This is a genomic window from Micromonospora sp. NPDC050495, assembly GCF_040655175.1.
In the GTDB taxonomy this organism is placed as follows: Bacteria; Actinomycetota; Actinomycetes; order Mycobacteriales; family Micromonosporaceae; genus Micromonospora.
Genome location: NZ_JBFAJK010000016.1, coordinates 38,940 through 62,455, shown reverse-complemented (window position 1 = coordinate 62,455; position 23,516 = coordinate 38,940). Strand labels below are relative to the sequence as shown.

The window sequence follows — 23,516 nt, the reverse complement described above, 5'->3', positions numbered from 1 at the left end:
CGCTGTGAGCCGGCCGCGTGTCAGCGGAGCAGCCGGCGCAGTCCGTCCAGCGCGCCGTCGAGCAGCCGGATGGCGGTCCGCAGCTGGGTGTCGGTGAGCCGCCCGGCCCGGACCAGCGCGCCGACCTCGACGGTGAACGCGGCGAGGCGCTGGTCGAACTCGGCGAGCAGGGGCGACTCCCCGGGGTTGGCCGGGCCACCGTTGGCGGGCCGGTACGGCGGCGGGGTGGGCTGCCAGCGCGCCTGCCGGGTCTGCCGGGCCGCCTCGCGCAGCTCCCGCTTGAGGTCCCGGACCGAACCGCGGACCTCGGTGCGGATCTCCCCGGCCAGCGCCGAGAGGTCCGCCACCGAGGCGGTGATGTCGGATTCCAGGGTGGCCAGCTCGTCGGCGCGCTGGCGCAGCTCGGCCCGGCCCGCCTCGGTGATCTCGTACACCTTGCGACCGCCGGCGGCGGTGTGGGTGACCAGTCCCTCGACCTCGAGGCGTTGCAGCCGGGGATAGATGGTGCCGGCGCTCGGCGCGTAGAGCCCGAGGAAGCGCTCCTCCAGCAGCCGGATCAGCTCGTAGCCGTGCTTGGGACCGTCGTCGAGCAGCTTGAGCAGGTAGAGCCGGAGCCGCCCGTGGCTGAAAACGGCGGTCACGGCAGCTCCCGGAGGTCGTCGGTGCCCTCGACGGGCCGGGCGAGCAGGGCGATGCTGCCGGAGATCGCGGACGCCCAGAGCTTACCGGCGCCGCCGCCGAGCACCCCGTGGCTGTCCTTCACCGCGCCGAACCCGTGCTGCCCGGCGGAGACCTGGGGGAAGCCGCTGGTGATCCGGCCGGAGGTGGTGTGCAGGTGGACGGTGAGGTCGCTGTCCTCGCGTACCCGCACGGTGATGCTGCCGGAGATCGCGCTGAGCCGGATCTCGCTGCCGCGGGGGTTGTCGAGGTCGCAGGTGATCGACCCGGAGACCGCGTGGGCGCGGACCCGCTCGGGCGCGCTGTCGGCGAGGATCAACTCGCCGGAGACGGTCTCCAGGTTGAGGTCGCCGCCCACGCCCAGCGCCTCCACCGGCCCCGAGGTGACCTTCGCCTGGGTCAGGCCACGCAGCCCCATCAGGGTGACCTGGCCGGAGACGACATCGACCCGGGTGTCCCGGCGCAGGCCGGAGGCGACCAGCGAGCCGTCGATCAGGTGCAGGTCGGCCAGCACGTCGGCCGGTACCGCGATGGAGACCTCGGCCCGGAACCGGCGGCCGAGCTGGCCCAGCCACCAGAGCACCCCGGGCCAGCGGGCCGGGCGCGGGTGGCGGACGGTGAGCCGCCCGTCGCGCAGCTCGACGAGGATGGGCCGGCGGCTGACCCGGGCGATGTCGACCCGGGCCGGGCCGTCGGTGCCGACCACGTTGAGCCGGCCGCTGATCAGCCGGACGTCCAGCCGGGTGACCGGTTCGTCCAGGGTGAGCTGCTGCGGGCTGTCGACGGTCCAGCTGGCCATGGTGTCCTCCCCTCGGCGACGCGCCGGAGACGCGTCGAGCGACGGGACGAAGCATAACGCGATACATCGCGACTGAACAAGACTGTCGCGAGTGCCGGCCGGAGCCGCCGGGACCGTGCGGCAGGTAACCGCGAGCATCCAGCGGCCCGCAGCGCGTCGGTCAGGCGGCGAGATCCAGGACCGCCTCCGGACCGGCTGCCTCGGGCCGGGCACCGGCCACCGGGTCGGCTGAGACCGGACGGACCGTGCCGAGCGGCATCGGGAGCGGGCGGGCGTCCGCGCCGGCCGGCGCCACCACCGCGGGCCGGGCCGGGCGGGTGGGGGTCAGCAGGATCGCCGACTCGGCGGCCCGGGCCAGCACCCGCCGGTCCCCGTCCGGCGCGGGGTGCAGCGCGGCGGCCACCCCGACCGACACGGTCAGACCGCGCGCGGCCAGCACCCGGCGTACCGACCGCCACAGGCTCTCCTCGCCGAGGAAGGCGGCCAGCGTGGTGGTGTCGCCGGCGTGCCGGTAGCGAAGCCGCAGCGGCACCACCGGCGCGCCGGCCGCGACCGCCGCCTGGAAGAGAGCCGGCCGGAAACCCCGGGCCGGCCGGCAGTCCGCCGCCGCGCCGCACCAGGTCGTCCCCTCCGGGAAGACCGCCACCGGGTGTCCCGCGCGCAGCGCCGCCGCCACCCGGCCCACCGTCGCCGGCAGGTCGCGCGGTCGCGACCGGTCCACGAAGACGGTGCCGGCCGCGGCGGCCAGTGGCCCCACCAGCGGCCAGCCGCGGACCTCGCGCTTGGCCACCATCCGGGCCGGGGCGACCGCCAGCACCGCCAGGATGTCCAGCCAGGAGACGTGGTTGGCGACCAGCAGCGCCGGCCGGCGCGGCAGCCGGCCGTGCACGTCCAGCCGCACGCCGAGGGCGCGCAGGATGCCCCGGGCCCAGCCGCGCAACGCCGCCCGCCGGCCCCGCGCCGGCAGCACCGGCAGCAGCGCGGCCAGCCCGACCCCGGCCAACACCATTCCCAGTACGCCGAGCAGCCGGCCGGCCCGGCGCGCCGGCGGCACGGCCGGCCCGGCGGCGGCCGGCAGGCACCACTGCCCGCAGCCGGACGCCGGCCGCCACAGCTCACCGGCGGTCACGACGCCGCCCCACCGAGGAAGTGCCGCAGGTAGCGGGGGTTCAACCGGTCCAGGGAGAGGAGCACGTAGAAGTCGGCGCAGCCGAATTCCGGGTCGTACGCCGGCTCGCCGCAGACCCACGCGCCCAGCCGCAGGTAGCCGCGGAGCAGCGGCGGGACCAGCGAGCGCCTGACCGGCGCCGGTGCCGGCCCGGCGGCCGGTACCTCGGCGAACCACGGCCGGCGGGGGGTCACCCGCAGCGGCGGCGGCGCGAGGTGCCGGGCGGTGACCTGCCGCCACACCTCGGCCACCGCGGCACCGCCGTCGGCCACCGGCACCGAGGCGCAGCCCCCGAGCCAGCGCGAGCCGCGCAGGTGCAGGTAGCGGGTGATCCCCGCCCACATCAGGTTGATCACGGCACCGGAGCGGTGGTCCGGGTGCACGCAGGAGCGGCCCGCCTCGACCAGGTCGTCCCGGAGCGGGGCGAGCGCGGACAGGTCGAACTCGCCGTCGGCGTAGCGGCGGTCGGTCCGGCCGGGCGGCAGCAGCCGGTAGGTGCCGACCACCTCGTCCGCGCCCTCGCGCAGCACCACGAGGTGGTCGCAGTGGGCGTCGAACTCGTCGCTGTCGAGGCCGGCCGCGCCCGGCGGCAGGCTGGCGCCCAACTCGGTGGCGAACACCTCGTGCCGCAGCCGTTGGGCGGCCGCGACCAGGGTCGGGTCGTCGGCGATCAGGAGGGTGTATCCGCTGGTCGTCAGGGGTGCGCCAGCGGCATGCAGAACGGCCATGGCACCTGTCTAGGTAGCCCGGGTTGCCACCCCCGGTGGGGAAGGGTGTCGATCCGGTGAACGCCAACCGGCGGGCGGGCCCCGCCGTCGGCCGGCGGCCGACCGGGGCGGGCGGCGGCGGGCGGCTGGAGCGTGCCGGGGCGGGCGTGCGAGGCTGCCGGGGCAGGCGAGCGCATCCGGAGGGCAGGCATGATCATCGAGTCCCGGTTCCACGGGCCGGCCGGCTCCGGCAACGGCGGCTGGAGCGCCGGGGTCTTCGCGGCGGCCGTCGACGACCGGGGACCGGTGGAGGTCACGCTCCGCCGGCCGCCCCCGCTGGAGACCCCGCTGACCGCGGTCGACGGCGAGGTCCGCGACCCGGCCGGCCAGGTGATCGCCGAGGTACGCCGGGTCGAGGAGTTCAGCGCCGTGGTCCCGCCGGTGGACCGGCCCACCGCCGAGGCCGCCGCGAAGGCGTACCCGGGGCTGGTGGAGCATCCCTTCCCCGGCTGTTACGTGTGCGGGCCGCAGAACCCGGCGGGCCTGCGGATCTTCCCGGGCCGGCTGCCGGACGGGCGGACCGCCGCGCCGTTCCGCGCCCCGGTTGAGGTGGTGCCCGCCACCGTCTGGGCGGCGCTGGACTGCCCCGGCGGCTGGGCGGTGATCGCCCCGGGCCGCCCGTACGTGCTGGGCCGGATCGCCGCGGTGGTCCGGGCGCTGCCGCGGCCGGGTGACGAGTGCGTGGTGACCGGCGCGACGGTCGGCGGCGCGGGGCGCAAGGCGGAGGTGCACTCCAGCCTCTACGGCCCCGGCGGTGACCTGCTCGGCTACGCCCGGGCCACCTGGATCGCGCTGCCCCAGCCGTGATCCTCCTCCCTCAGAACGATCGCCTCCTGCTCCAGCCGGAGGAGGACATCCCCATCGCGCCTGATTGACCCCCTTGCGCTGGCTTGCCAGGCTGTGCCACGGCGCCCCCGCAACGGCGTCCCCACCGGCGCGCCCCGCGCGCCGTGGCAGGAGAGGAGAACGATGTCCGACGGGCGAAGGAGCCCCAGCGCCGGTACCGGCCAGATCGTGGTGTCCGGACTGACCAAGGAATACAAGAATGTCCGGGCGGTCGACAATCTGTCCTTCACGGTCCAGCCAGGACGGGTGACCGGCTTCCTCGGCCCCAACGGCGCCGGAAAGACGACCACCCTGCGCATGCTGCTCAACCTGGTCACCCCCACCGCGGGGACGGCCACCATCGGCGGCCGGCGGTACGCCGACCTGACCGACCCGCTGCACTCGGTCGGCGCCGTGCTGGAGGCGTCGAGCGCGCACAAGGGCCGCACCGGGATCAACCACCTCCGGGTGATCTGCGCGGCCGCCGGCCTGCCCCGGCAGCGCGCCGACGAGGCGCTCGCGCTGGTCGGGCTGACCCCGGCCGCGAAGCGCAAGTTCAAGGGCTACTCGCTGGGCATGAAGCAGCGGCTCGGGATCGCCGCCGCGATGCTCGGCGACCCCCAGGTGCTGATCCTGGACGAGCCGGCCAACGGCCTCGACCCGGAGGGGATCCGCTGGATGCGCGGCTTCCTCCGGGGGCTGGCCGCCGAGGGGCGGACCGTGCTGGTCTCCAGCCACCTGCTCTCGGAGATGCAACTGCTCGCCGACGACGTGGTGATCATCGCGGCCGGCCGGCTGATCCGGCAGGGGCCGGTCGATCAGGTGATCGGCTCGATGGCGCACGGCGGCCGGGTGCGGGTGCGTACCCCGCAGTCCGACGAGTTGGTCGCCGCGCTGCGCGAGCAGTCGGCGACGGTCGACGCCGACGGCCACGGCGGCCTGCTGGTGACCGGGGCGGACGCCCCGACGGTCGGCCGGGTGGCCCTGGCCGCCAAGGTCGAGCTGCACGAGCTGACCACGGAACGCCCCGACCTGGAAGGCGTCTTCCTGGAGCTGACGGCCGGAAAGGCGGAGATCCGATGAACCTGGTCCGTTCCGAGCTGCTCAAGATCCGTACCACCAGCACCTGGTGGATCTTCGCCCTGATCACCCTGCCGCTCTGGGCCCTCGCGATGGCCTTCAACTGGTTGCAGACCGAGGCGCTGAACAGCGGCGACCTCGGCGAGGTACCGGCCGATCAGGCCGACCAGGTGGAGGCGGTCCGCAACGTGGCCAACCTGGCCGCCAACATCTACACCAACGGCCAGTTCTTCGGCCTGCTCATCGTGATGCTGCTCGGCATCGTGGTGGTGACCAGCGAGTTCTTCCACCAGACGGTGACCACCACGTTCCTCACCGCGCCGCACCGCACCGCCGTGATGATGGCCAAGCTGGTCGCCGCGGGGGTGCTCGCGCTGCTCTTCTGGATCGGCACCACGCTGCTGAACCTGGCCGTCGGCCCGCTGATCCTCAAGGCCACGGACGTCGGGGCGCACCTCGGCGACGGCGCGGTCTGGCGGGCGGTGGCCCTCAACGGGCTGGCCTACCTGCTCTGGTCGGTGCTGGGGGTGGGGCTGGGCGTGCTGATCCGCAGCCAGATCGGCGCCACGGTGACCGGCATCCTGCTCTACCTGGGCGGCGCGATCGGCGCGGCCATCGCGATCGGGCTGCTGGCCGCGAAGTTCGGCGACTGGATCAACCAGCTCCAGCTGCTGGTGCCCTCGCTGGCCTCCGGGCTGATGGTGAGCGGCACCGACATCCCGGGCAACCCGCCCCGCTGGGCGGGTGCCGCCGTGCTGATCGGTTATGCGGTGCTGGCCGGCGCGATCGGCGTGCTGACCATCCGCCGGCGCGACATCTCCTGACCCGCCGGCAACCGCACCACCCGTACCATCCGGCCCCGACCGGTGACCGTGCGTCACCGGTCGGGGCCGTCGTCGCTTAGCAGGACGGAACGGGACACGCAGCGTTTGCCGAACTTCTGGCATCTTCTGTGAAACCGGCCACCAGCCGGAGGCGAGAATGCCTGCGGCATCCGTACGGCGTAGCCTGGGACCCGTCTCCCGAGCGCCGGTGAATCGCGCCCGGGGGCCACCGCGTGACATTCACAACCGCGTGAAAGAGGCGATTAGCGGCCGTGTCGACCCAGCAGACTTCGCAGGAGAACCCACTGGCGGGTTTCGGCCCGAACGAGTGGATCGTCGAGGAGATGTACCAGCGCTATCTCGCCGACCCCTCGAGCGTCGACTCGGCCTGGCACGACTTCTTCGCCGACTACCGACCGACACCGGGCGCCGGCACCCCGCGCTCGGACGGCGCCGCCCCGGCGGCCCGCCCGGAGCCGGCCGAGCAGCAGGAGCCGGTCGCCACGGTCAGCCCGGAGCCGGCCGCCAAGGCCGCGCCGGCCCCGGCCAAGCCGGCCGCCGAGCCCGCCGCCAAGCCGGCGGCGAAGGCCGCGGAGCCGGCCCCGGCGAAGAAGGCCGCCCCGGCCAAGCCGGCCGCGAAGGCCCCGGCCGCGAGCGCCGCCGGCACCACCCCGCTGCGCGGCGTCGCCGCCAAGATCGTCCAGAACATGGACGCCTCGCTCTCCGTGCCGACCGCGACGAGCGTCCGCTCGGTCCCGGCGAAGCTGCTGGTCGACAACCGCATCGTGATCAACAACCACCTGGCCCGCGGCCGTGGTGGCAAGGTCAGCTTCACCCACCTCATCGGCTACGCGCTGATCCGGGCGATCGTCGAGCACCCGGAGATGAACAACTCCTACGCCGAGGTCGACGGCAAGCCGGCGATGGTCCGCCCGGAGCACGTCAACCTGGGCATCGCGATCGACCTGGTCAAGCCGGACGGCTCCCGCAACCTGGTGGTGCCCTCCATCAAGGGCTGCGAGCAGATGGACTTCCGGCAGTTCTGGCAGGCGTACGAGGACGTGGTCCGGCGCGCCCGCCGCAACGAGCTGACCATGGACGACTACGCCGGCACCACCATCTCGCTGACCAACCCGGGCGGCATCGGCACGGTCCACTCGATCCCCCGGCTGATGCAGGGCCAGAGCGCCATCATCGGCGTCGGCGCCATGGAGTACCCGGCGCCGTACCAGGGCATGAGCGAGGCCACCCTGGCCGAGCTGGCGGTCAGCAAGGTCATCACGCTGACCAGCACGTACGACCACCGGATCATCCAGGGCGCGCAGTCCGGCGAGTTCCTCAAGGTGATGCACGAGCTGCTGCTCGGTGAGCGCGGCTTCTACGACCAGATCTTCACCTCGCTGCGCCTGCCCTACGAGCCGGTGCGCTGGGTGCAGGACGTGGCGGTCGACTCCGAGGGCCAGATCAACAAGACCGCCCGGGTGCACGAGCTGATCCACGCGTACCGGGTGCGCGGGCACCTGATGGCCGACACCGACCCGCTCGAGTTCACCATCCGCAAGCACCCAGACCTGGACGTGCTCCAGCACGGGCTGACCCTCTGGGACCTGGACCGGACCTTCCCGGTCAACGGCTTCGCCGGCAAGCAGCGGCTGAAGCTGCGCTCGATCCTCGGCGTGCTGCGCGACTCGTACTGCCGCCGGGTCGGCATCGAGTACATGCACATCCAGGACCCGGAGGAGCGGCGCTGGATCCAGGAGCGGGTCGAGCGCAAGTACGAGAAGCCGAGCCCGGAGGAGCAGAAGCACGTGCTCAACCGGCTCAACGCCGCCGAGGCGTTCGAGACCTTTTTGCAGACCAAGTACGTCGGCCAGAAGCGCTTCTCGCTGGAGGGCGGCGAGTCGCTGATCCCGCTGCTCGGCGAGATCCTGGAGTGCTCCGCCGAGGGCGGGCTGGACGAGGTCGTCATCGGCATGGCCCACCGCGGCCGGCTCAACGTGCTGGCCAACATCGTCGGCAAGCCGTACGAGAAGATCTTCTCCGAGTTCGAGGGGCACCTCGACCCGCGCTCCACCCAGGGCTCGGGCGACGTGAAGTACCACCTCGGCCAGAACGGCAAGTTCACCACCCCCGACGGCGCGCACGCGGTCAAGGTGTCGGTGGTGGCCAACCCGTCGCACCTGGAGGCCGTGGACCCGGTGCTGGAGGGCATCGTCCGGGCCAAGCAGGACCGGATCGACCTCAAGCTGGAGGGCTACACCGTGCTGCCGCTGGCGGTGCACGGTGACGCCGCCTTCGCCGGCCAGGGCGTGGTCGCCGAGACGCTCAACCTGTCGCAGCTGCGCGGCTACCGCACCGGCGGCACCGTGCACGTGGTGGTCAACAACCAGGTCGGCTTCACCACCGCACCGGAGTACAGCCGGTCCAGCCTCTACAGCACCGACGTGGCCCGGATGATCCAGGCGCCGATCTTCCACGTCAACGGCGACGACCCCGAGGCGGTCGTCCGGGTGGCCCGGCTGGCCTTCGAGTACCGGCAGGCGTTCAACAAGGACGTCGTGATCGACATGGTCTGCTACCGCCGGCGCGGGCACAACGAGGGCGACGACCCGTCGATGTCCAACCCGCAGATGTACAAGATCATCGACTCGAAGCGGTCGGTCCGGAAGCTCTACACCGAGGAGCTCATCGGGCGGGGTGACATCACCGTGGAGGACGCGGAGGAGCTGCTGCGCGACTACCAGTCGCAGCTGGAGCGGGTCTTCAAGGCCACCCGGGACGCGGCCACCACGCCGCGCCAGCTCAGCCGGCCGCGCCGCGAGGAGGAGCCGGAGCCGCAGGTGGAGACCGCCACCGACGCCGCGGTGGTGAAGGCGATCGGCGAGGCGCACGTCAACCTGCCGGAGGGCTTCACCCCGCACAAGCGGATCCAGCAGCTGCTCGACCGGCGGGCGAAGATGTCCGTCGAGGGCAACATCGACTGGGGCTACGGCGAGATCATCGCGTTCGGCTCGCTGCTGCACGACGGGGTCACCGTCCGGCTCGCCGGGCAGGACTCCCGCCGGGGCACCTTCGTCCAGCGGCACGCCTCGATCGTCGACGCGAAGACCGGCGAGGACTACCTGCCGCTGAAGTCGCTCACCGGCGACGGCGAGCGGTCCCGCTTCTTCGTGCACGACTCGCTGCTCTCCGAGTACGCCGCCATGGGCTTCGAGTACGGCTACTCGGTGGAGAACATCAACGCGCTGGTCTGCTGGGAGGCCCAGTTCGGTGACTTCGTCAACGGCTCCCAGTCGGTGATCGACGAGTTCATCTCCTCCGGCGAGGTGAAGTGGGGCCAGCGCTCCGCGGTCACCCTGCTGCTGCCGCACGGCCACGAGGGTCAGGGCCCGGACCACACCTCCGGCCGCCCGGAGCGGTTCCTCCAGCTCTGCGCCGAGGACAACATGCGGGTGGCCATCCCGACCACCCCGGCGAACTACTTCCACCTGCTGCGCCGCCAGGCCCTGTCGCCGAAGCGCAAGCCGCTGGTGGTGTTCACGCCGAAGTCGCTGCTGCGGCACAAGCTCTGCGTGTCGCCGGTGGAGGACTTCACCACGGGCACCTTCCAGCCGGTCCTGGCCGACTCGGCCGCCCCGGCCCCGGAACAGGTGAAGCGGGTGCTGCTCTGCTCGGGCAAGGTCTACTACGACCTGTTCCAGGCCCGCCAGGAGCGCGGCGTCACCGACACCACGATCATCCGGATGGAGCAGCTCTACCCGCTGCCCGTGGAGGAGGTCCGGGCCGCCCTGTCGCGCTACCCGAACGCCGAGGACTTCGCCTGGGTCCAGGAGGAGCCGGCCAACCAGGGCGCCTGGTCGTTCGTCGCGCTCAACCTGCTGGAGCACCTGCCCGAAGTCCGGCTGCGCCGCATCTCCCGCCCGGCCGCCGCCGCCCCGGCGGTCGGCTCGGCGAAGATGCACGAGGTCGAGCAGAACGCGCTGATCGAGGCGGCCCTGCCCCGCCCGTGACCCGATCGGCAGCGGCCCGTCCCGACGCCGGGGCGGGCCGCTGCCGTCGGCCGGCCGACGACGAGAGGACGAACCGATGTACTTCACCGACCGTGGCATCGAGGAGCTGGTCGAGCGCCGGGGCGACGAGCAGGTCAGCCTGGAGTGGCTGGGCGAGCGGCTGCGCGACTTCGTCGACCTGAACCCGGAGTTCGAGACGCCGATCGAGCGGTTCGCCACCTGGCTGGCCCGGCTGGACGACGAGGACGACGAGTGACCGGCTGACCCGGTACGCCGGGCGCGCGCCGCGCCAGCCACCCGCCTGGCTGCTCAGCCCGTGGCGCCCGAGCCGGGACCGGCCACGACCCGTTCGGCCATGGCGTGCGCCCAGACCGCATCGAGGTCGACCCCGGGTGGAAACCGGCCGGCCAGTTCCAGGTCGACCAGCCCGTGTGCCAGGCCCCAGAGGGCGCGCGCCGCAGTCAGGTCACCACCGGTCACCCGGAGCAGCGGCGCCGCGGCGGCCGCCTCCACGCCGGGCGCGAGGCGCTCGCGCGCCAGCGGCAGCCGGGTGGCGATCTCGTACAGCCGGGGATGCCGGAGCGCCCAGTCGCGGTACGCGGCGGCGAGGGACGGCAGGTCCGGCGCCGCCTCCAGGGCTGCGGCGAGCCGCTGTAGCCCGCGCTGCTGGAGGGCCGCCTCGATCTCCGGCTTTCCCGCGACGTGCTTGTACAGCGACGGCGCCTGGATGCCCAGTTCGTCGGCGAGCCGGCGCATCGTGACGGCCTCCGGCCCGGTGCGCTCCAGCAGGCGTTCCGCGACGTCGACGATTTCCTCGCGGCGGCTCACCGGCGCGGCTCCGCCACCCACCCGCGGCAGAGCACGAAGGCCAGCACGAGCAGCACCGACAGGGTGCCGTCCCAGACCAGGATGGTGCCGGTCCCCTCGATCGCGGCGTTCCGCGCGTAGACCAGCGCGGTCACCGTCATCGCCACCTTGTGGAAGATCACCAGCGGCCATACCCCGCGGTAGCCCCGGGGACGCACGGCCAGCAGGGCGAAGAGCCCGGCGAAGACCACGAAGCCGTACGCCCGCCACGTCTCGACCACCGTGACGGCGGGTTCGGCGTCGGCGACCGCGCCGTACGCACCCGCTGCCGCCCCCACCGCGCCGACCGCGGACAGCCAGAGCAGCACCCGGCCGGCCCGGTCCCGGACGCGCCCGCCGTCGGTCGTCACCGGTCGGGTCTGCACGGTCGTCGCTGCGGTCATCACGGCACGCCCTCTCTCTGGCTAACGCTGTTAGCCTAGACGCTAGCGAACAGCGTTAGCCGGGTCAAGGGACAGCCTGGTGACACCTCGGCGCTGGGTACGCGGACGTGGTCATCGAGCGCTACCCGGGCCGGCGCCGGCCCGGGTTCAGCGGGCCGCCGCGGCGAGCAGGCCCAGGTAGCGCTCGACGACCGCGGTGGTCCGTTCGGCATCGCCGGTGGCCAGCAGGTCGAGCAGGGCCCCGCGCAGCAGCGCCAGGCCGAGGGCCGGGTCCGCGCCACCGCCGTCGGCCCGGCCGCCGATCTCGGCGAGCAGCCCGAGCCAGTCCTCCACCGTCTGCCGGGCGAACCCCGCCCACGGTCCGCCCGGCTCGCTCAGCGAGCGGGCGTACGCCTGGACCCAGAGGACCAGCATCGGACGGTGTGCCGGGTCCACCAGCCAGCCCCAGGTCGCCCGCACCGCCGCGGCGAAGTCGTCGGTGCCGCCCGCTTCCCGGGCCCGCCGGAGCGCGGCCAGTTCGTCGACCCGGGCCCGCCCGAGCAGGTCACGGATGAGCTGATCCTTGGAGCCGAAGAGGAAGAGCAGGACGCGCGGGCTGGAGCCGATGGCGGCGGCGAGCGGGCGCAGCGACAGTTCGGCCAGCCCGTGCGTCAGGACGTACCGGTAGGCCCGCTCGAGGAGTTCGGCCCGGCGGGCGCTGGGGGGTCGCTCGTGGTCGCTCACAGCGCTACTCTGCCACTGAAACGACTGTTTCAGTAGTGGAGGGGTGTCGATGAGCGAGCAGGTCCTCATACGTCCGTTGGGCCGGCCCGGTGACCTCGGCTGGGTGGTGCTGGCCCACGGCGAGACGTACGCCGCCGAGTTCGGTTGGGACAGCAGCTTCGAGGCGCTCGTGGCCCGGATCGTCGCCGACTACGCCGTCGACCACGATCCGGCCCGGGAGGCCGCCTGGATCGCCGAGGTGGACGGGAAGCGGGTCGGTTGCGTCTTCTGCGTCGCGGCCGACGACGAGACGGCCCAGCTACGGATCCTGCTGGTCGATCCCGCGGCCCGGGGGCGGTCCCTCGGCGGCCGGCTGGTCGACGAGTGCCTCGCCTTCGCCCGGCGGGTCGGCTACCCCCGCATCCGGCTCTGGACCAACCACCCCCTGGTCGCCGCCCGGCGGATCTACCTCTCCCGCGGCTTCCGGCTGGTGCGGGAGGAACCGCACCACAGCTTCGGCGCGGACCTGACCGGGCAGGTGTACGAACGGGAGCTGGCGGCGGCCGGCAACTGACGCCGACCGTTGACGCGGACGGCACCCGTCGCGTCCACTGGAGAGAGCACCGACCGACGACGGGAGGCGGCGATGAACCCCGAGCGCCGCAGGCCACCGCAGGACGCCGTGACCGTCCGCCACCTGCGACTGGGCGTCGGATCCGTCGGGATCGCCCTGCCGATCGTGCTGGTGGTCGGCCACCTGATCGTCGCCCGTCGGCTCACCCTGCTCGACTCGCTCAGCGGGTATTACCACACCGAGCTGCGCGACGTCTTCGTCGGCTCCCTGTGCGCCGTCGGAGTGTTCCTGATCGCCTACCGGTACCGCCAGCCGGACGACTCGCTCGGCACGGTCGCCGGCGTCCTGGCGGTCGTGGTGGCCCTCTTCCCCACCACGATGGGCGCCCGGGCCGGCACCATCAGCGCCAGCGACCGGATCATCGGCCTGGTGCACCAGGTCGCCGCCGGGGCGCTCTTCCTGCTCCTCGCCGTCTACTGTCTCGTCCTCTTCACCCGCCCGGACCGGGCCGGCGTGCCGCCGTCCCGGTCGGCGGCCCGGTTCTACCACCTCTGCGGCGGGCTCATCCTGGGGGCGATCGCTCTCGCCCTGGCCAGCACGCTGCTCTCCGCCGAGGTACGGCACACCCTCAAGCCCGTGCTCTGGTGCGAGACGGTGGCCGTGTTCGCCTTCGGGGCGGCCTGGGTGGTGAAGAGCGACGCGCTCTTCCTGGCCGCGCAGCCGAGCGACGAGCCCGGCACGGACCGGGACCGCGGCACCGTCACACCGGCCCCCTCCTGAGCGAGGAAGGGTCCTCCGCCCCAGGCCCAAGGACCCGCGCGAGGGACACCGCGATCTTGTAGCGTGAGGCCGTGGCGCGCAGCGTGTACCTGACGAGTGTCGGATCGGGTGGGGGCAAGTCGACGGTCGCCCTCGGGCTGGCCGAGCTGCTGTCCCGTCAGGTCGAGCGGATCGGCGCGTTCCGGCCGCTGGTCCCCGGCCGGGGGCCCGACCAGATCCTCGCCCTGCTCACCGAGCGCTACCGGGTGGAACTGCCGGTCGAGGAGCTGCACGGCGCGACGTACGCCGAGGCCACCGCGCTGGTCGCGGAGGGCCGGCGGGAGGAGCTGATCTCCCGGATCGTGGCCCGCTACCGGGAGGTCGAGCGGCGCTGCCCGGCGGTGGTCGTGGTGGGCAGCGACTTCGCCGACGGGGACGGGGCCGGGCCGCGCGAGCTGGCCTTCAACGCCCGGCTGGCCACCGAGTTCGGCAGCGTGGTGGTGCCCGTGGTCGACGGCTTCGGGCAGCAGCCGGAGGCGATCGCGGCGGCGGTCCGCGGGGCGTACCACGACCTGGCCGACCTGGGCGCGACGGTGGTGGCGGTGGTCGCCAACCGGGTGCCCGAGCCGATGCCCCTGCCCGACCTGCCGGTCCCCGCGTACGCCATCCCGGAGGTGCCCGCCGTGTCGGCGCCGACGGTGGCCGAGGTGGCCGCGGCGCTCGGCGCCACCCTGCTCGCCGGCGACGACACGGCGCTCGACCGGGACGTGCTGGACTACGTGGTCGGCGCGGCGCACGTGCCCACCCTGCTGGACCACCTGACCGACGGGGCCCTGGTGATCACCCCGGGCGACCGGGCCGACCTGCTGGTGGCGGCGAGCGCCGCGCACGTGGCCGGCCAGGTCTCGGTGGCCGGGCTGGTGCTCACCCTCGGCGAGCAACCCGACCCGCGGGCGATGCGGCTGGTCGAGCGGCTCAACACCGGGCTGGCCGTGCTCTCGGTGACCAGCGACAGCTACGACACGGTCGCGGCGTCCAGCCGGATCGAGGGGCGGCCCAGCACCGCGAACCCGCGCAAGGTGGAGGCGGCGCTCGGCGCCTTCGAACGCTGCGTGGACACCGTCGACCTGGCCCGCCGGCTGCGGGTCAGCCGCTCGGCGCGGGTCACCCCGCTGATGTTCGAGAACGACCTGATCGACCGGGCCCGCGGGCAGCGCCGCCGGCTGGTGCTGCCGGAGGGTACCGAGGAACGCATCCTGCGGGCCGCGGAGATCCTGCTGCGCCGGGGCGTGGCCGACCTGACCCTGCTGGGCCGGCCCGAGGACGTCGCGCGGCGCACCCGGGAGCTGGGCGTCGACATCACCGACGCGCAGGTGGTCGACCCGGCGCGCAGCGAGTGGCGGGACGAGTTCGCCGCCGAGTACGCGAAGCTGCGCGCGCACCGGGGGATGACCGTCGAGCTGGCGCACGACATCGTGGCGCAGCCGAACTACTTCGGCACCATGATGGTGGGGACCGGCCGGGCCGACGGCATGGTCTCCGGGGCCACCCACACCACGGCGGCCACCATCCGGCCGGCGTTCGAGATCATCCGGACGCTGCCCGACGTCTCGGTCGCGTCCAGCGTCTTCTTCATGCTGCTCGCCGACCGGGTGCTGGTCTACGGCGACTGCGCGGTGAACCGCGACCCGGACGCCGCCCAGCTCGCCGACATCGCCATCTCGTCGGCCGAGACCGCGGCCCGGTTCGGCATCGAGCCGCGGGTGGCGATGCTGTCCTACTCGACCGGCAGCTCGGGCGCCGGGGAGGACGTGGAGAAGGTCGCGGCGGCCACCGCGCTGGTCCGGCAACGCCGGCCGGACCTGCTGGTGGAGGGGCCGATCCAGTACGACGCGGCGATCGACCCGCAGGTCGCCGCGACCAAGCTGCCGGAGAGCCCGGTCGCGGGGCGGGCCACGGTGTTCATCTTCCCCGACCTGAACACCGGCAACAACACGTACAAGGCGGTGCAGCGCTCGGCCGGCGCGGTGGCGGTCGGCCCGGTCATGCAGGGCCTGCGCCAGCCGGTCAACGACCTGTCCCGGGGTGCCACCGTGCCCGACATCGTCAACACGGTGGCGATCACCGCCATCCAGGCCGCGACCGCCGGAGCGTCACGATGAGTCGCATCCTCGTCCTCAACTGCGGGTCCTCCTCGGTGAAGTACCGGCTGTACGACGGCGACCAGGTCCGCGACAAGGGCACCGTCGAGCGGGTCGGTGAGCCCGGCGGCGGGCCGGCCGACCACGAGAGCGCGGTCCGGGAGATCATCGACCGGCTGGACCTCACCGGGCTGGCCGGCGTCGGGCACCGGGTGGTGCACGGCGGCCGGAAGTTCAGCGAACCGGTGCTGATCGACGACGCCGTGTTCGCGGCGATCGAGGACCTGGTCCCGCTCGCCCCGCTGCACAACCCGGCGAACCTGGCCGGCATCCGGGTGGCCCGGGAGGCGCTGCCGGACACCCCGCAGGTGGCCATCTTCGACACCGCGTTCCACCACACCCTCCCCGAGGCCGTCGCCACCTACGCGATCGACCGGGAGGTCGCGCAGCGGTACGGCATCCGCCGGTACGGCTTCCACGGCACCTCGCACGCGTACGTGTCGCGCCGGGCGGCGGACCTGCTGGGCCGGCCGTACGCCGAGTCGAACATGATCACCCTGCACCTGGGCAACGGGGCGAGCGCCTGTGCCGTCCAGGGCGGCCGGAGCGTGGCCACCTCGATGGGCATGTCGCCGCTGGAGGGCCTGGTGATGGGCACCCGCAGCGGCGACCTGGACCCGACCGTCATCTTCCACCTGCGGCGGGAGGCGGGGCTGGGCGTCGACGAGATCGACGACCTGCTCAACCACCGCAGCGGCCTGCTCGGCCTGACCGGGGTCAACGACATGCGCGAGGTGCTGGCCCGCCGGGACGCCGGGGACGCCGCCGCCGCCCTCGCCTTCGACGTCTACTGCCGGCGGATCACCAGCTACGTGGGCGGGTACTACGCGCTGCTCGGACGGGTCGACGCGGTGGTCTTCACCGCCGGGGTGGGCGAGCACGCCGCGCCGGTCCGGGCGGCGTCGCTGGCCGGCCTGGAGCGGCTCGGGATCGCGGTCGACCCGGCCCGCAACGCCGACAGCGGCGACCGGGTGATCTCCCCCGACGGGGCCGAGGTCGCGGTCTGCGTGATCGGCACCGACGAGGAGCGGGAGATCGCCCGGGAGACCCGGGAGGTGCTGGCCGCGGCGGGCTGACCCGCCGCGGCACGACGGACGGGCCGGCGCCGCGCCGGGACCCGGCCGGCCCGGCTCAGCCCAGCGCCAGCCAGGCCACCAGGGCGACCACCACGACGGCGGCGACGATGCCGGCGACCAGCGGAAGCCGGGACGGGGCGGCCGCGGCGGGGGTCGCCTCGGGAGAGTCGACGAAGGCGCGGAACTGCGCCGTGTTGCCGCTCGGGTCGGTGTAGTTCTCAGCCATGCGGGTGACCCTAGCGAAGCGCGTCCACCGGCATGGTCCCGGCCGGGCCGGTGCCGGAAACCCGACCCGGCCGGTGGAGGCGGGCGCGGACCGGGTGGTGGCGGCGACCGGTCCGGACGGTGGGACCGGTCCGGCGCGGTGACCGCCTACCGTGCGGGGATGAGGGTGCAGCGGCTGATCGCCGCGCTGGTGGCGGCGCTGCTGGCGGGCTGCGGCCCGGCCACCGCCGCGACCGGCGAGTCGGGCCCGGTCGCCGCACGGCACGCCCCGTCGCGGTCGTACCCGGTGGGGATCCGGCAGTTCGTGCTCGACCCGGACGGCCCCCGGCCGCTGCCGGTCACCGTCTGGTATCCCGCCGGGCCGGCCGACCGGAGCCCGGTCGGCGGGCCCGCGGGGCCGGTGGTACGCGCCGCCGCGCCGGTGGCCGCCGGGCGGTTCCCCGTGGTGGTCTACAGCCACGGCCTGCGCAGCCTCCCCGCCCTGCACGCGCCGCTGACCAGCCGCTGGGCCGCCGCCGGGTTCGTGGTGGCCGCGCCCACCTTCCCCCGCACCAACCTGCGGGCCCGCGACTTCACCCGCGCCGACGTGCGCAACCAGCCGGCCGACGGCTGGCGGCTGATCCGCCACCTGGTGGGCCTGGACACCCGTCGCGGTGACCCGCTCGCCGGGCACCTGGACGTCGCCCGGTTCGCGGCGGCCGGCCATTCGGCCGGCGGCTTCACCACGGCCGGCATGTTCACCTCCGGGCACTCGGCGCGGCTGCGCTCCGGCATCGTGCTCGCCGGGGGCGGGCTGGCCGGCAGCTTCGCCGGGCCGGCCGCGCCGCTGCTGTTCGTGCACGGCGCCGCCGACCCGATCGTGCCCGAGTCCGTGGGCCGGGCCGCCTACCAGCGCAGCCACGGGCCGGCCGTCTTCCTGAGCCTGCCCGGCCAGGGCCACGGCGAGTACCTGACCCCGGGCCGGCCCGGCTTCGCCCAGGTCCTCGCCGCCACCACCGACTTCCTCCGGTGGACCCTCTACGACGACCCGGCCGCGCTGCGCCGGCTGCCGGCGGACGCGCTGCTGGCCGGCACCACCACCCTGACCACCCGCGCCCTGCCCGGCTGAGCCCGCCCCCGGCCCGCCTGGTCCCGGGCGGCCCGGGCAAGGGCGGCGGTGGCGGCCCCTCAGGCAGCCGGGACCGGAGCGGGCCGGGGACGGTACGGCCGGCGGCTGGCCGCTAGGGTCGGTCCGGTGGCGAACGACGGGTTGCCCGAGCGGCAGTTGACCGCGATCCGCGAGGTGCGGGAGCTGGCCGGGTCGGCCGGGATCCCGGTCTGGCTGCGCGGCGGCTGGGCGATGGACTTCCACCTGGGCGAGGTGACCCGGCCGCACGTCGACGTCGACTGGTACTGCTGGCGGTCCGACGCCGCCCGCCTGGCCGCCCTGCTCGACGCGCACGGCTGGCGGCCCGACCCCCGGCTGCCGGTCGAGCGGCAACTGGACCTGCTCCGCGACGACGTGGAGGTGAGCTTCGCGTACCTGGACCGGGACGCGCGGGGCCGGGTGGTGGTGGGGGCCGGGCCGTGGGCCGGCACGCCGCTGCCCGAGGGCATGCTGGACGGCCCGCCCGGACGGATCGGCCCGCACCGGGCACCGGTGATCAGCCTGGCGGCGCAGATCGAGTTCAAGGAGATGTACCCGGTGTGGATGCCGGAGCGGCCCCGTCGCGCCAAGGACGCCGCGGACCTGGCCCGCCTTCGGGCGAGCCGGGACGGCCACCCGACCCGCTGAGATCATCCCCGTCCGGGGCGCCGATCCGCGCCCCCTCGGCCGATGTCCGGCCGGCCGCCCCCGGCCGCGAGGCACAATCGTCTTCATGCTTCGTCGCCGTACCGCCCTGGTCGTCGCCGCGCTGGTCGCCGCCGGTCTGGCCGGCTGCTCCGGCGGCGCCGCCCCGACCGCGCGGCCCGCACCCGAGGATCCGCCGAAGGCGACCACCCCGGCCCCCCGGGTGCCGGCCGGGCACGCGCCCACGACGAGCTTCGCGGTCGGTGTACGCGAGCTGAAGCTCAACCGCGACGGCGACCGCCCCCTGCCGGTGACCATCTGGTACCCGGCCCGGGGCGCGGCGGGTGGCACGCCGGAGCGGTCGGCACCGGCCGCGGCCGGGCGGTTCCCGGTGGTGATGTTCAGCCACGGGCTGGGCGGCCGGCCGGCGGACTACCAACTGCTGCTGCGCCGCTGGGCGGCGGCCGGGTTCGTGGTGGCCGCCCCGACGTTCCCGCACACCGGCGCCGGTGGCGACGGCAATCCGCTGGACGTGCTCAACCAGCCGGCCGACGTGTCGTACGCGCTCACCCGGGTGCTCGCCCTGGACCGGAAGGCCGGCGACCCGCTGCGCGGGCACCTGGACCCGGACCGGGTCGCCGCGGCCGGGCACAGCGCGGGCGGGGTGACCACGATCGGGCTCTTCACCGCCGGGCGGGACGACCGGCTCGACGCGGGCATCGTCTTCGCCGGTACGGCGCTGGGCGTCGGCACCGCCTTCGCCGGGGCGGCGGCGCCGCAGCTCTTCGTGCACGGCGAGGCCGACGAGGTGGTGAGCTACGCCGCCGGCAAGGCGGTCTACGACGCGGTGCCGTGGCCGAAGGCGATGCTCAGCCTGCCCAAGGGCGACCACGGGCGGGCGCTGCTCAGCGACGGCACGGCGCTGCGGGTGGTCGCCGACACCACGGTCGAGTTCCTCCGCTGGACGCTGTACGGCGACGCGACGGCGAAGAAGCGGCTGCCCGCCGACGCCGCCCGGGGCGGCCTGGCCACCCTGGACGACCACCTCTGAGCGGGCCGTCCAGGGCGGCGGCGCGGGTCAGGCGGTGTGGTCGACGACCAGCTTGCCGAAGACTTCGCCGGAGTTCAGCCGGGCGAACGCCTCCTCGATCCGGCTGAACGGCACCACCCGGTCCACCACCGGGCGCACCACGTGCTCGGCGCAGAACGCCAGCAGTTGGGTGAGTTCGTCCGGGGTGCCCATCGAGGTGCCCAGGATCTCCAGCTGCATGGCGAAGACCCGGCGCAGGTTGACCTTGGGCTCGTGCCCGGCGGTGGCGCCGGAGACGACGATCCGGGCCATCGGCGCGGCGGACTTGAGCGAGTGCTCGAAGGTGGCCGCGCCGACCGTCTCGATCACCACGTCGACGCGCTCGGGCAGCCGGGCGCCGGGCTCCAGCGCGGTCGCGCCCAGCTCGGTGATCCGCTCCCGCTTCTCGGCGTTGCGGCTGGTCGCGTAGACCCGCTTGCCGAGCGCGACGCCGAGCGCGACCGCCGCGGTGGCCACGCCCCCGCCGGCCCCCTGGACCAGCACCGACTCGCCCTCGTCCACCCGGCCCTTGGTGGTGAGCATCCGCCAGGCGGTGAGCCAGGCCGTCGGCAGGCACGCCGCGTCGGTCTCGGAGAGGCCGTCGGGCAGCGGCAGCAGGTTCATCCGGGGTACGGCCACCCGCTCGGCGAAGGTGCCGGCGAAGTGCTCGGAGAGGATGGAGACCCCGCGCGGGTCGCCCGGGGTGGGCACCACCGGGTAGATGACCACGGCGTTGCCGTCCGGGTCGGTGCCGACCGCGTCGCAGCCGAGGATCATCGGGAGTTGGTCGGCGCTGAGGCCCACGCCGCGCAGCGACCAGAGGTCGTGGTGGTTGAGCGAGCTGGCCCGTACCTGCACGGTGACCCAGTCGTCCTGCGGGTGGGTCGGCTCGGGACGGTCGCCGACGGTGAGCGCGGCGAGCGGGTTGTCGGCGTCGAAGGCCGAGGCATAGGCGGCACGCATGATCGGCACGGTAACAAGCTGAGCGGCGGTTAAGAAGGGGCCCTTCCTGTGCATAACGCGATAAGAGGGGCCCCTCCCCTACCGCTCAGCGGCGGGCGACGCCGTCGCGGCGGGCCGCCTCGGCGACGGCCTCGGCGACCGCCGGGGCGACCCGCGGGTCCAGCGGCGAGGGCACGATCGCGTCGGCGGTCAGCGACTCGGCGACCACGTTCGCGATGGCGTCCGCGGCGGCCACCTTCATCCCGTCGGTGACCCGGGTGGCCCGGGCGTCCAGGGCGCCCCGGAACACGCCGGGGAAGGCGAGCACGTTGTTGATCTGGTTGGGGTAGTCGCTGCGCCCGGTGGCCACCACCGCGACGTGCCGGGCGGCCACCTCGGGGTGCACCTCCGGGGTCGGGTTGGCCAGCGCGAAGACGATGCCACCGGCGGCCATCCCGGCCACCGCCTCCTCGGGGATCTGCCCGCCGGAGACCCCGACCAGCACGTCCGCGCCACGCAGCGCCTCGGTGATGTCGCCCTGGCGCCCTTCGGCGTTGGTCGTCTCGGCCAGGTACGCCTTGGTCTCGGTCAGGTCGGGCCGGTGCCGGCCGATGATGCCCCGGGAGTCGCAGACCACCACCTGGTCCGGGTTCACTCCCCCGGCGACCAGCATGTGGGTGACCGCCACCCCGGCCGCGCCGGCCCCGCTGATCGTCACCCGCAGGTCGCCGAGCTTGCGGTTGAGCAGGGTGGCCGCGTTGCGCAGCGCGGCCAGCACCACGATCGCCGTGCCGTGCTGGTCGTCGTGGAAGACCGGGATCGGCAGCGCCTCGTCCAGCCGGCGTTCCACCTCGAAGCAGCGCGGGGCGCTGATGTCCTCCAGGTTGATCCCGCCGAACGACGGGGCGAGCGCCCGCACCGTGGCCACGATCTCGTCCACGTCCTGGGTGTCCAGGCAGATCGGCACCGCGTCCACGCCGCCGAACTGCTTGAACAGCACCGCCTTGCCCTCCATCACCGGCAGCGCGGCGCGCGGGCCGATGTTGCCCAGCCCGAGTACGGCGGAGCCGTCGGTGACCACGGCGACGGTGTGCGACACCCAGGTGTAGTCGTCGGCGAGGTCGGGATCGGCGGCGATCGCCTCGCAGACCCGGGCCACACCCGGGGTGTACGCGAGGGAGAGGTCCTCCCGGCTGGTGAGCGGCACGGTCGAGGCGACGGCCATCTTGCCGCCGACGTGCAGCCGGAAGACGGGATCAGCAGGGTCCGGGGTGGACGAAGGCATGGTGACTCCAGGATCTGTCGAGCAGACGGACCGGCCGGCTCGGCGCGCCATGTGTCAGCGGCGAGCGGGGCGGCTGGTGCGGGGGGTCACCCGGGCACTTTCCGAGCATAGTCACGCGGCCCGTGCCGGGATGTGAGCGGGGTCATATCCGTCGCGGACGGATCCGGCGCGGCCGCGGCCAGTACCGGGCCACCACCCGGCCCCGCACGTCGGCCACCCCGTACGCCCGGGAGTCGTCGGTGACCAGGTCGTTGTCGCCGCGCAACCACCAGCCGCCGTCCTGCGGGCGGACCGCGCGCTTGACCACCAGCAGGTCGGGGCGGCTGCGGAAGACGGCGACCACCACGTCGCCCGGGCGCACCAGCCGCCCCCCGGTACGCACCAGCACCGCGTCGCCGTGGCGCAGGGTGGGGGCCATGGACGGACCGGTGACCAGCACCGCGGCGAGCGGCCCGCGTGGCAGCGCCGGGCCGGACCGGCTCGGGGTGGGCACCGGGGTTTCACCTCCCGCCCGCCGGGGAGCATGTCCAGGAGTAATGTCGTCTCGGATCATCGCAAACATCCCATGGAGGACCCTAATGCGCCTTCGGAGCTTCCTCACGCCCCGCGTGACCGCCAGCGCCCACTGCGACCTGCCTTGCGGCGTGTACGACCCGGCGCAGGCCCGGATCGAGGCCGAGTCGGTCAAAATGATCTGCGAGAAGTACCAGGCCAACACCGACCCGGAGTACCGCACCCGGGCGATCCTGATCAAGGAGCAGCGGGCTGAGCTGGTCAAGCACCACCTCTGGGTGCTCTGGACCGACTACTTCAAGCCGCAGCACTTCGAGAAGTACCCGCACCTGCACCAGCTCTTCAACGAGACCACCAAGCTCGCCGGTTCGGGGGGCGCCAAGGGCAGCATGGACCCGGCGGTCGCCGACCAGCTGCTCCAGAAGATCGACGAGATCGCCAAGATCTTCTGGGAGACCAAGCAGGCGTGACCCTGCCCGACCCGGCACCGACGATCCGGCCGGCGCGTCCCGAGGACGTGCCGGCCGTCGTCGCGATGGTGCACGAACTCGCCGACTACGAACGCGCCCCGGAGCAGTGCCATCTCACCGAGGAGCAGCTGACCGTCGCGCTCTTCGGGCCGGCGCCCGCGCTCTTCGGCCACGTCGCGGTGGACGCGGCGGACCAGCCGATCGGCTTCGCCCTCTGGTTCCTCAACTTCTCCACCTGGGCGGGCGTGCACGGCATCTACCTGGAGGACCTGTACGTCCGGCCGGCCGCCCGGGGCACCGGCGCCGGTCGCCGGCTGCTGGCCACCCTCGCCGCGATCTGCGTCGAGCGGGGTTACCGCCGGCTCGACTGGTGGATGATCAATTGGAATCCGGCGGCGCGCTTCTACGCCGCGATCGGGGCGACCCCGATGGACGAGTGGGTGCCGTACCGGCTGACCGGTCCGGCGCTGCACGCCCTCGCCGCGCAGGTGTCGGCCGCGCCCACCCGTCCGGGGGCCTGACCGGGTA

At 74.1% G+C, this 23,516-nt stretch carries 25 protein-coding genes; 14 read left to right on the top strand and 11 right to left on the bottom strand.

The genetic code is table 11. From position 1 onward, the window contains the following. Positions 1-20: 20 nt before the first annotated feature. From AB0I11_RS17925 to AB0I11_RS17910, 4 genes are all read right to left on the bottom strand, one after another. The gene (locus tag AB0I11_RS17925) at positions 21-641 is read right to left on the bottom strand and encodes a PadR family transcriptional regulator (protein ID WP_357321014.1); all 621 of its coding nucleotides are present in this window, start codon (positions 639-641) and stop codon (positions 21-23) included. Beyond that, positions 638-1,477 (bottom strand): DUF4097 family beta strand repeat-containing protein, encoded by an 840-nt coding sequence (locus tag AB0I11_RS17920; protein WP_357321011.1) that lies wholly within the window; start codon positions 1,475-1,477, stop codon positions 638-640. The genes AB0I11_RS17925 and AB0I11_RS17920 overlap by 4 nt, the downstream gene beginning before the upstream one ends. 160 nt (positions 1,478-1,637) lie before the next feature. After that, positions 1,638-2,606, bottom strand: coding sequence for a lysophospholipid acyltransferase family protein (locus AB0I11_RS17915; RefSeq protein WP_357321008.1), 969 nt, complete (start codon positions 2,604-2,606; stop codon positions 1,638-1,640). Further along, entirely contained in the window at positions 2,603-3,373 is a 771-nt protein-coding gene (locus AB0I11_RS17910; RefSeq protein ID WP_357321005.1) for a GNAT family N-acyltransferase, read from the bottom strand. The genes AB0I11_RS17915 and AB0I11_RS17910 overlap by 4 nt, the downstream gene beginning before the upstream one ends. Before the next feature lie 189 nt (positions 3,374-3,562). Between AB0I11_RS17910 and AB0I11_RS17905 the strand changes: the two genes are divergently transcribed. From AB0I11_RS17905 to AB0I11_RS17885, 5 genes are all read left to right on the top strand, one after another. Next, the gene (locus tag AB0I11_RS17905) at positions 3,563-4,219 is read left to right on the top strand and encodes a hypothetical protein (protein WP_357321001.1); all 657 of its coding nucleotides are present in this window, start codon (positions 3,563-3,565) and stop codon (positions 4,217-4,219) included. Positions 4,220-4,381: 162 nt separating this feature from the next. Then, a complete protein-coding gene (locus AB0I11_RS17900; RefSeq protein WP_357320998.1) occupies positions 4,382-5,320 on the top strand; it encodes an ATP-binding cassette domain-containing protein in 939 nt (312 codons plus the stop codon). Next, positions 5,317-6,141: an ABC transporter permease gene (locus tag AB0I11_RS17895; RefSeq protein WP_357320995.1), complete on the top strand. Its 825-nt coding sequence runs from the start codon at positions 5,317-5,319 to the stop codon at positions 6,139-6,141. Before AB0I11_RS17900 ends, AB0I11_RS17895 begins: the two co-directional genes overlap by 4 nt. Positions 6,142-6,413: 272 nt before the next feature. Beyond that, a complete protein-coding gene (locus tag AB0I11_RS17890) occupies positions 6,414-10,151 on the top strand; it encodes a multifunctional oxoglutarate decarboxylase/oxoglutarate dehydrogenase thiamine pyrophosphate-binding subunit/dihydrolipoyllysine-residue succinyltransferase subunit (protein WP_357320991.1) in 3,738 nt (1,245 codons plus the stop codon). 76 nt (positions 10,152-10,227) lie between these two features. Next, positions 10,228-10,407 carry a DUF6104 family protein gene (locus AB0I11_RS17885; protein WP_089009804.1) on the top strand — a complete coding sequence of 60 codons (180 nt, stop codon included), beginning with the start codon at positions 10,228-10,230 and terminating at the stop codon, positions 10,405-10,407. Between the two features lie 53 nt (positions 10,408-10,460). On the opposite strand, the gene AB0I11_RS17880 is transcribed toward AB0I11_RS17885, so the two are convergent. The 3 genes from AB0I11_RS17880 to AB0I11_RS17870 all read right to left on the bottom strand — a co-directional run bounded on the left by AB0I11_RS17880 (position 10,461) and on the right by AB0I11_RS17870 (position 12,124). Beyond that, complete coding sequence (locus tag AB0I11_RS17880; RefSeq protein WP_357320987.1) at positions 10,461-10,979, bottom strand: WHG domain-containing protein; 519 nt, start codon at positions 10,977-10,979, stop codon at positions 10,461-10,463. Then, positions 10,976-11,401, bottom strand: coding sequence for a hypothetical protein (locus AB0I11_RS17875; protein WP_357320984.1), 426 nt, complete (start codon positions 11,399-11,401; stop codon positions 10,976-10,978). Before AB0I11_RS17875 ends, AB0I11_RS17880 begins: the two co-directional genes overlap by 4 nt. A 147-nt stretch (positions 11,402-11,548) precedes the next feature. Further along, entirely contained in the window at positions 11,549-12,124 is a 576-nt protein-coding gene (locus AB0I11_RS17870) for a TetR/AcrR family transcriptional regulator (RefSeq protein WP_357320981.1), read from the bottom strand. Positions 12,125-12,173: 49 nt separating this feature from the next. Between AB0I11_RS17870 and AB0I11_RS17865 the strand changes: the two genes are divergently transcribed. From AB0I11_RS17865 to AB0I11_RS17850, 4 genes are all read left to right on the top strand, one after another. Further along, the gene (locus AB0I11_RS17865) at positions 12,174-12,677 is read left to right on the top strand and encodes a GNAT family N-acetyltransferase (protein WP_357320978.1); all 504 of its coding nucleotides are present in this window, start codon (positions 12,174-12,176) and stop codon (positions 12,675-12,677) included. A gap of 72 nt (positions 12,678-12,749) precedes the next feature. Then, positions 12,750-13,457: a DUF998 domain-containing protein gene (locus AB0I11_RS17860; protein ID WP_357320976.1), complete on the top strand. Its 708-nt coding sequence runs from the start codon at positions 12,750-12,752 to the stop codon at positions 13,455-13,457. Positions 13,458-13,528: 71 nt separating this feature from the next. Then, complete coding sequence (gene pta, locus AB0I11_RS17855; RefSeq protein WP_357320974.1) at positions 13,529-15,598, top strand: phosphate acetyltransferase; 2,070 nt, start codon at positions 13,529-13,531, stop codon at positions 15,596-15,598. Next, positions 15,595-16,713 carry an acetate kinase gene (locus AB0I11_RS17850; protein WP_357320971.1) on the top strand — a complete coding sequence of 373 codons (1,119 nt, stop codon included), beginning with the start codon at positions 15,595-15,597 and terminating at the stop codon, positions 16,711-16,713. The genes pta and AB0I11_RS17850 overlap by 4 nt, the downstream gene beginning before the upstream one ends. A gap of 55 nt (positions 16,714-16,768) precedes the next feature. Here AB0I11_RS17850 and AB0I11_RS17845 read toward each other — a convergent pair whose 3' ends face one another. After that, the gene (locus AB0I11_RS17845) at positions 16,769-16,939 is read right to left on the bottom strand and encodes a hypothetical protein (protein ID WP_357320969.1); all 171 of its coding nucleotides are present in this window, start codon (positions 16,937-16,939) and stop codon (positions 16,769-16,771) included. Between the two features lie 159 nt (positions 16,940-17,098). Here AB0I11_RS17845 and AB0I11_RS17840 point away from each other — a divergent pair, with 159 nt between their 5' ends. The 3 genes from AB0I11_RS17840 (at position 17,099) to AB0I11_RS17830 (ending at position 19,760) form a co-directional block, all read left to right on the top strand. Continuing rightward, positions 17,099-18,046, top strand: coding sequence for an alpha/beta hydrolase (locus tag AB0I11_RS17840; RefSeq protein ID WP_357320966.1), 948 nt, complete (start codon positions 17,099-17,101; stop codon positions 18,044-18,046). 126 nt (positions 18,047-18,172) lie between these two features. Next, positions 18,173-18,712, top strand: coding sequence for an aminoglycoside adenylyltransferase (locus AB0I11_RS17835; RefSeq protein ID WP_357320963.1), 540 nt, complete (start codon positions 18,173-18,175; stop codon positions 18,710-18,712). 85 nt (positions 18,713-18,797) lie between these two features. After that, complete coding sequence (locus tag AB0I11_RS17830) at positions 18,798-19,760, top strand: chlorophyllase (RefSeq protein WP_357320960.1); 963 nt, start codon at positions 18,798-18,800, stop codon at positions 19,758-19,760. Between the two features lie 27 nt (positions 19,761-19,787). Here the strand turns inward: AB0I11_RS17830 and AB0I11_RS17825 are convergent, their stop codons facing one another. The 3 genes from AB0I11_RS17825 to AB0I11_RS17815 all read right to left on the bottom strand — a co-directional run bounded on the left by AB0I11_RS17825 (position 19,788) and on the right by AB0I11_RS17815 (position 22,498). After that, positions 19,788-20,750, bottom strand: a complete 963-nt coding sequence (locus AB0I11_RS17825; RefSeq protein WP_357320958.1) for a zinc-binding dehydrogenase — start codon at positions 20,748-20,750, stop codon at positions 19,788-19,790. Between the two features lie 76 nt (positions 20,751-20,826). Beyond that, positions 20,827-22,005 carry an NADP-dependent malic enzyme gene (locus tag AB0I11_RS17820; RefSeq protein ID WP_357320955.1) on the bottom strand — a complete coding sequence of 393 codons (1,179 nt, stop codon included), beginning with the start codon at positions 22,003-22,005 and terminating at the stop codon, positions 20,827-20,829. A 142-nt stretch (positions 22,006-22,147) separates the two neighbouring features. Next, on the bottom strand, positions 22,148-22,498 hold the full coding sequence (locus AB0I11_RS17815) for a S24/S26 family peptidase (RefSeq protein ID WP_357320952.1): 351 nt from the start codon (positions 22,496-22,498) through the stop codon (positions 22,148-22,150). A gap of 85 nt (positions 22,499-22,583) precedes the next feature. On the opposite strand from AB0I11_RS17815, the gene sodN reads away from it, so the two are divergent. Both sodN and AB0I11_RS17805 read left to right on the top strand, forming a co-directional pair. Then, positions 22,584-22,988: a superoxide dismutase, Ni gene (gene sodN, locus AB0I11_RS17810; protein ID WP_357320949.1), complete on the top strand. Its 405-nt coding sequence runs from the start codon at positions 22,584-22,586 to the stop codon at positions 22,986-22,988. Next, entirely contained in the window at positions 22,985-23,509 is a 525-nt protein-coding gene (locus tag AB0I11_RS17805) for a GNAT family N-acetyltransferase (RefSeq protein ID WP_357320946.1), read from the top strand. The genes sodN and AB0I11_RS17805 overlap by 4 nt, the downstream gene beginning before the upstream one ends. Positions 23,510-23,516: the final 7 nt, after the last annotated feature.

Excerpts from the sequence above, each read along its gene's own strand:
- AB0I11_RS17850 (WP_357320971.1), top strand. The coding sequence starts at position 15,595 with ATGAGTCGCATCCTCGTCCTCAACTGCGGGTCCTCCTCGGTGAAGTAC.
- AB0I11_RS17910 (WP_357321005.1), bottom strand. The coding sequence starts at position 3,373 with ATGGCCGTTCTGCATGCCGCTGGCGCACCCCTGACGACCAGCGGATAC.
- AB0I11_RS17845 (WP_357320969.1), bottom strand. The coding sequence starts at position 16,939 with ATGGCTGAGAACTACACCGACCCGAGCGGCAACACGGCGCAGTTCCGC.
- AB0I11_RS17920 (WP_357321011.1), bottom strand. The coding sequence starts at position 1,477 with ATGGCCAGCTGGACCGTCGACAGCCCGCAGCAGCTCACCCTGGACGAA.
- AB0I11_RS17905 (WP_357321001.1), top strand. The coding sequence starts at position 3,563 with ATGATCATCGAGTCCCGGTTCCACGGGCCGGCCGGCTCCGGCAACGGC.
- AB0I11_RS17900 (WP_357320998.1), top strand. The coding sequence starts at position 4,382 with ATGTCCGACGGGCGAAGGAGCCCCAGCGCCGGTACCGGCCAGATCGTG.
- AB0I11_RS17860 (WP_357320976.1), top strand. The coding sequence starts at position 12,750 with ATGAACCCCGAGCGCCGCAGGCCACCGCAGGACGCCGTGACCGTCCGC.
- AB0I11_RS17875 (WP_357320984.1), bottom strand. The coding sequence starts at position 11,401 with ATGACCGCAGCGACGACCGTGCAGACCCGACCGGTGACGACCGACGGC.
- AB0I11_RS17885 (WP_089009804.1), top strand. The coding sequence starts at position 10,228 with ATGTACTTCACCGACCGTGGCATCGAGGAGCTGGTCGAGCGCCGGGGC.
- AB0I11_RS17840 (WP_357320966.1), top strand. The coding sequence starts at position 17,099 with ATGAGGGTGCAGCGGCTGATCGCCGCGCTGGTGGCGGCGCTGCTGGCG.
- AB0I11_RS17820 (WP_357320955.1), bottom strand. The coding sequence starts at position 22,005 with ATGCCTTCGTCCACCCCGGACCCTGCTGATCCCGTCTTCCGGCTGCAC.
- AB0I11_RS17865 (WP_357320978.1), top strand. The coding sequence starts at position 12,174 with ATGAGCGAGCAGGTCCTCATACGTCCGTTGGGCCGGCCCGGTGACCTC.
- AB0I11_RS17830 (WP_357320960.1), top strand. The coding sequence starts at position 18,798 with ATGCTTCGTCGCCGTACCGCCCTGGTCGTCGCCGCGCTGGTCGCCGCC.
- AB0I11_RS17895 (WP_357320995.1), top strand. The coding sequence starts at position 5,317 with ATGAACCTGGTCCGTTCCGAGCTGCTCAAGATCCGTACCACCAGCACC.
- sodN (WP_357320949.1), top strand. The coding sequence starts at position 22,584 with ATGCGCCTTCGGAGCTTCCTCACGCCCCGCGTGACCGCCAGCGCCCAC.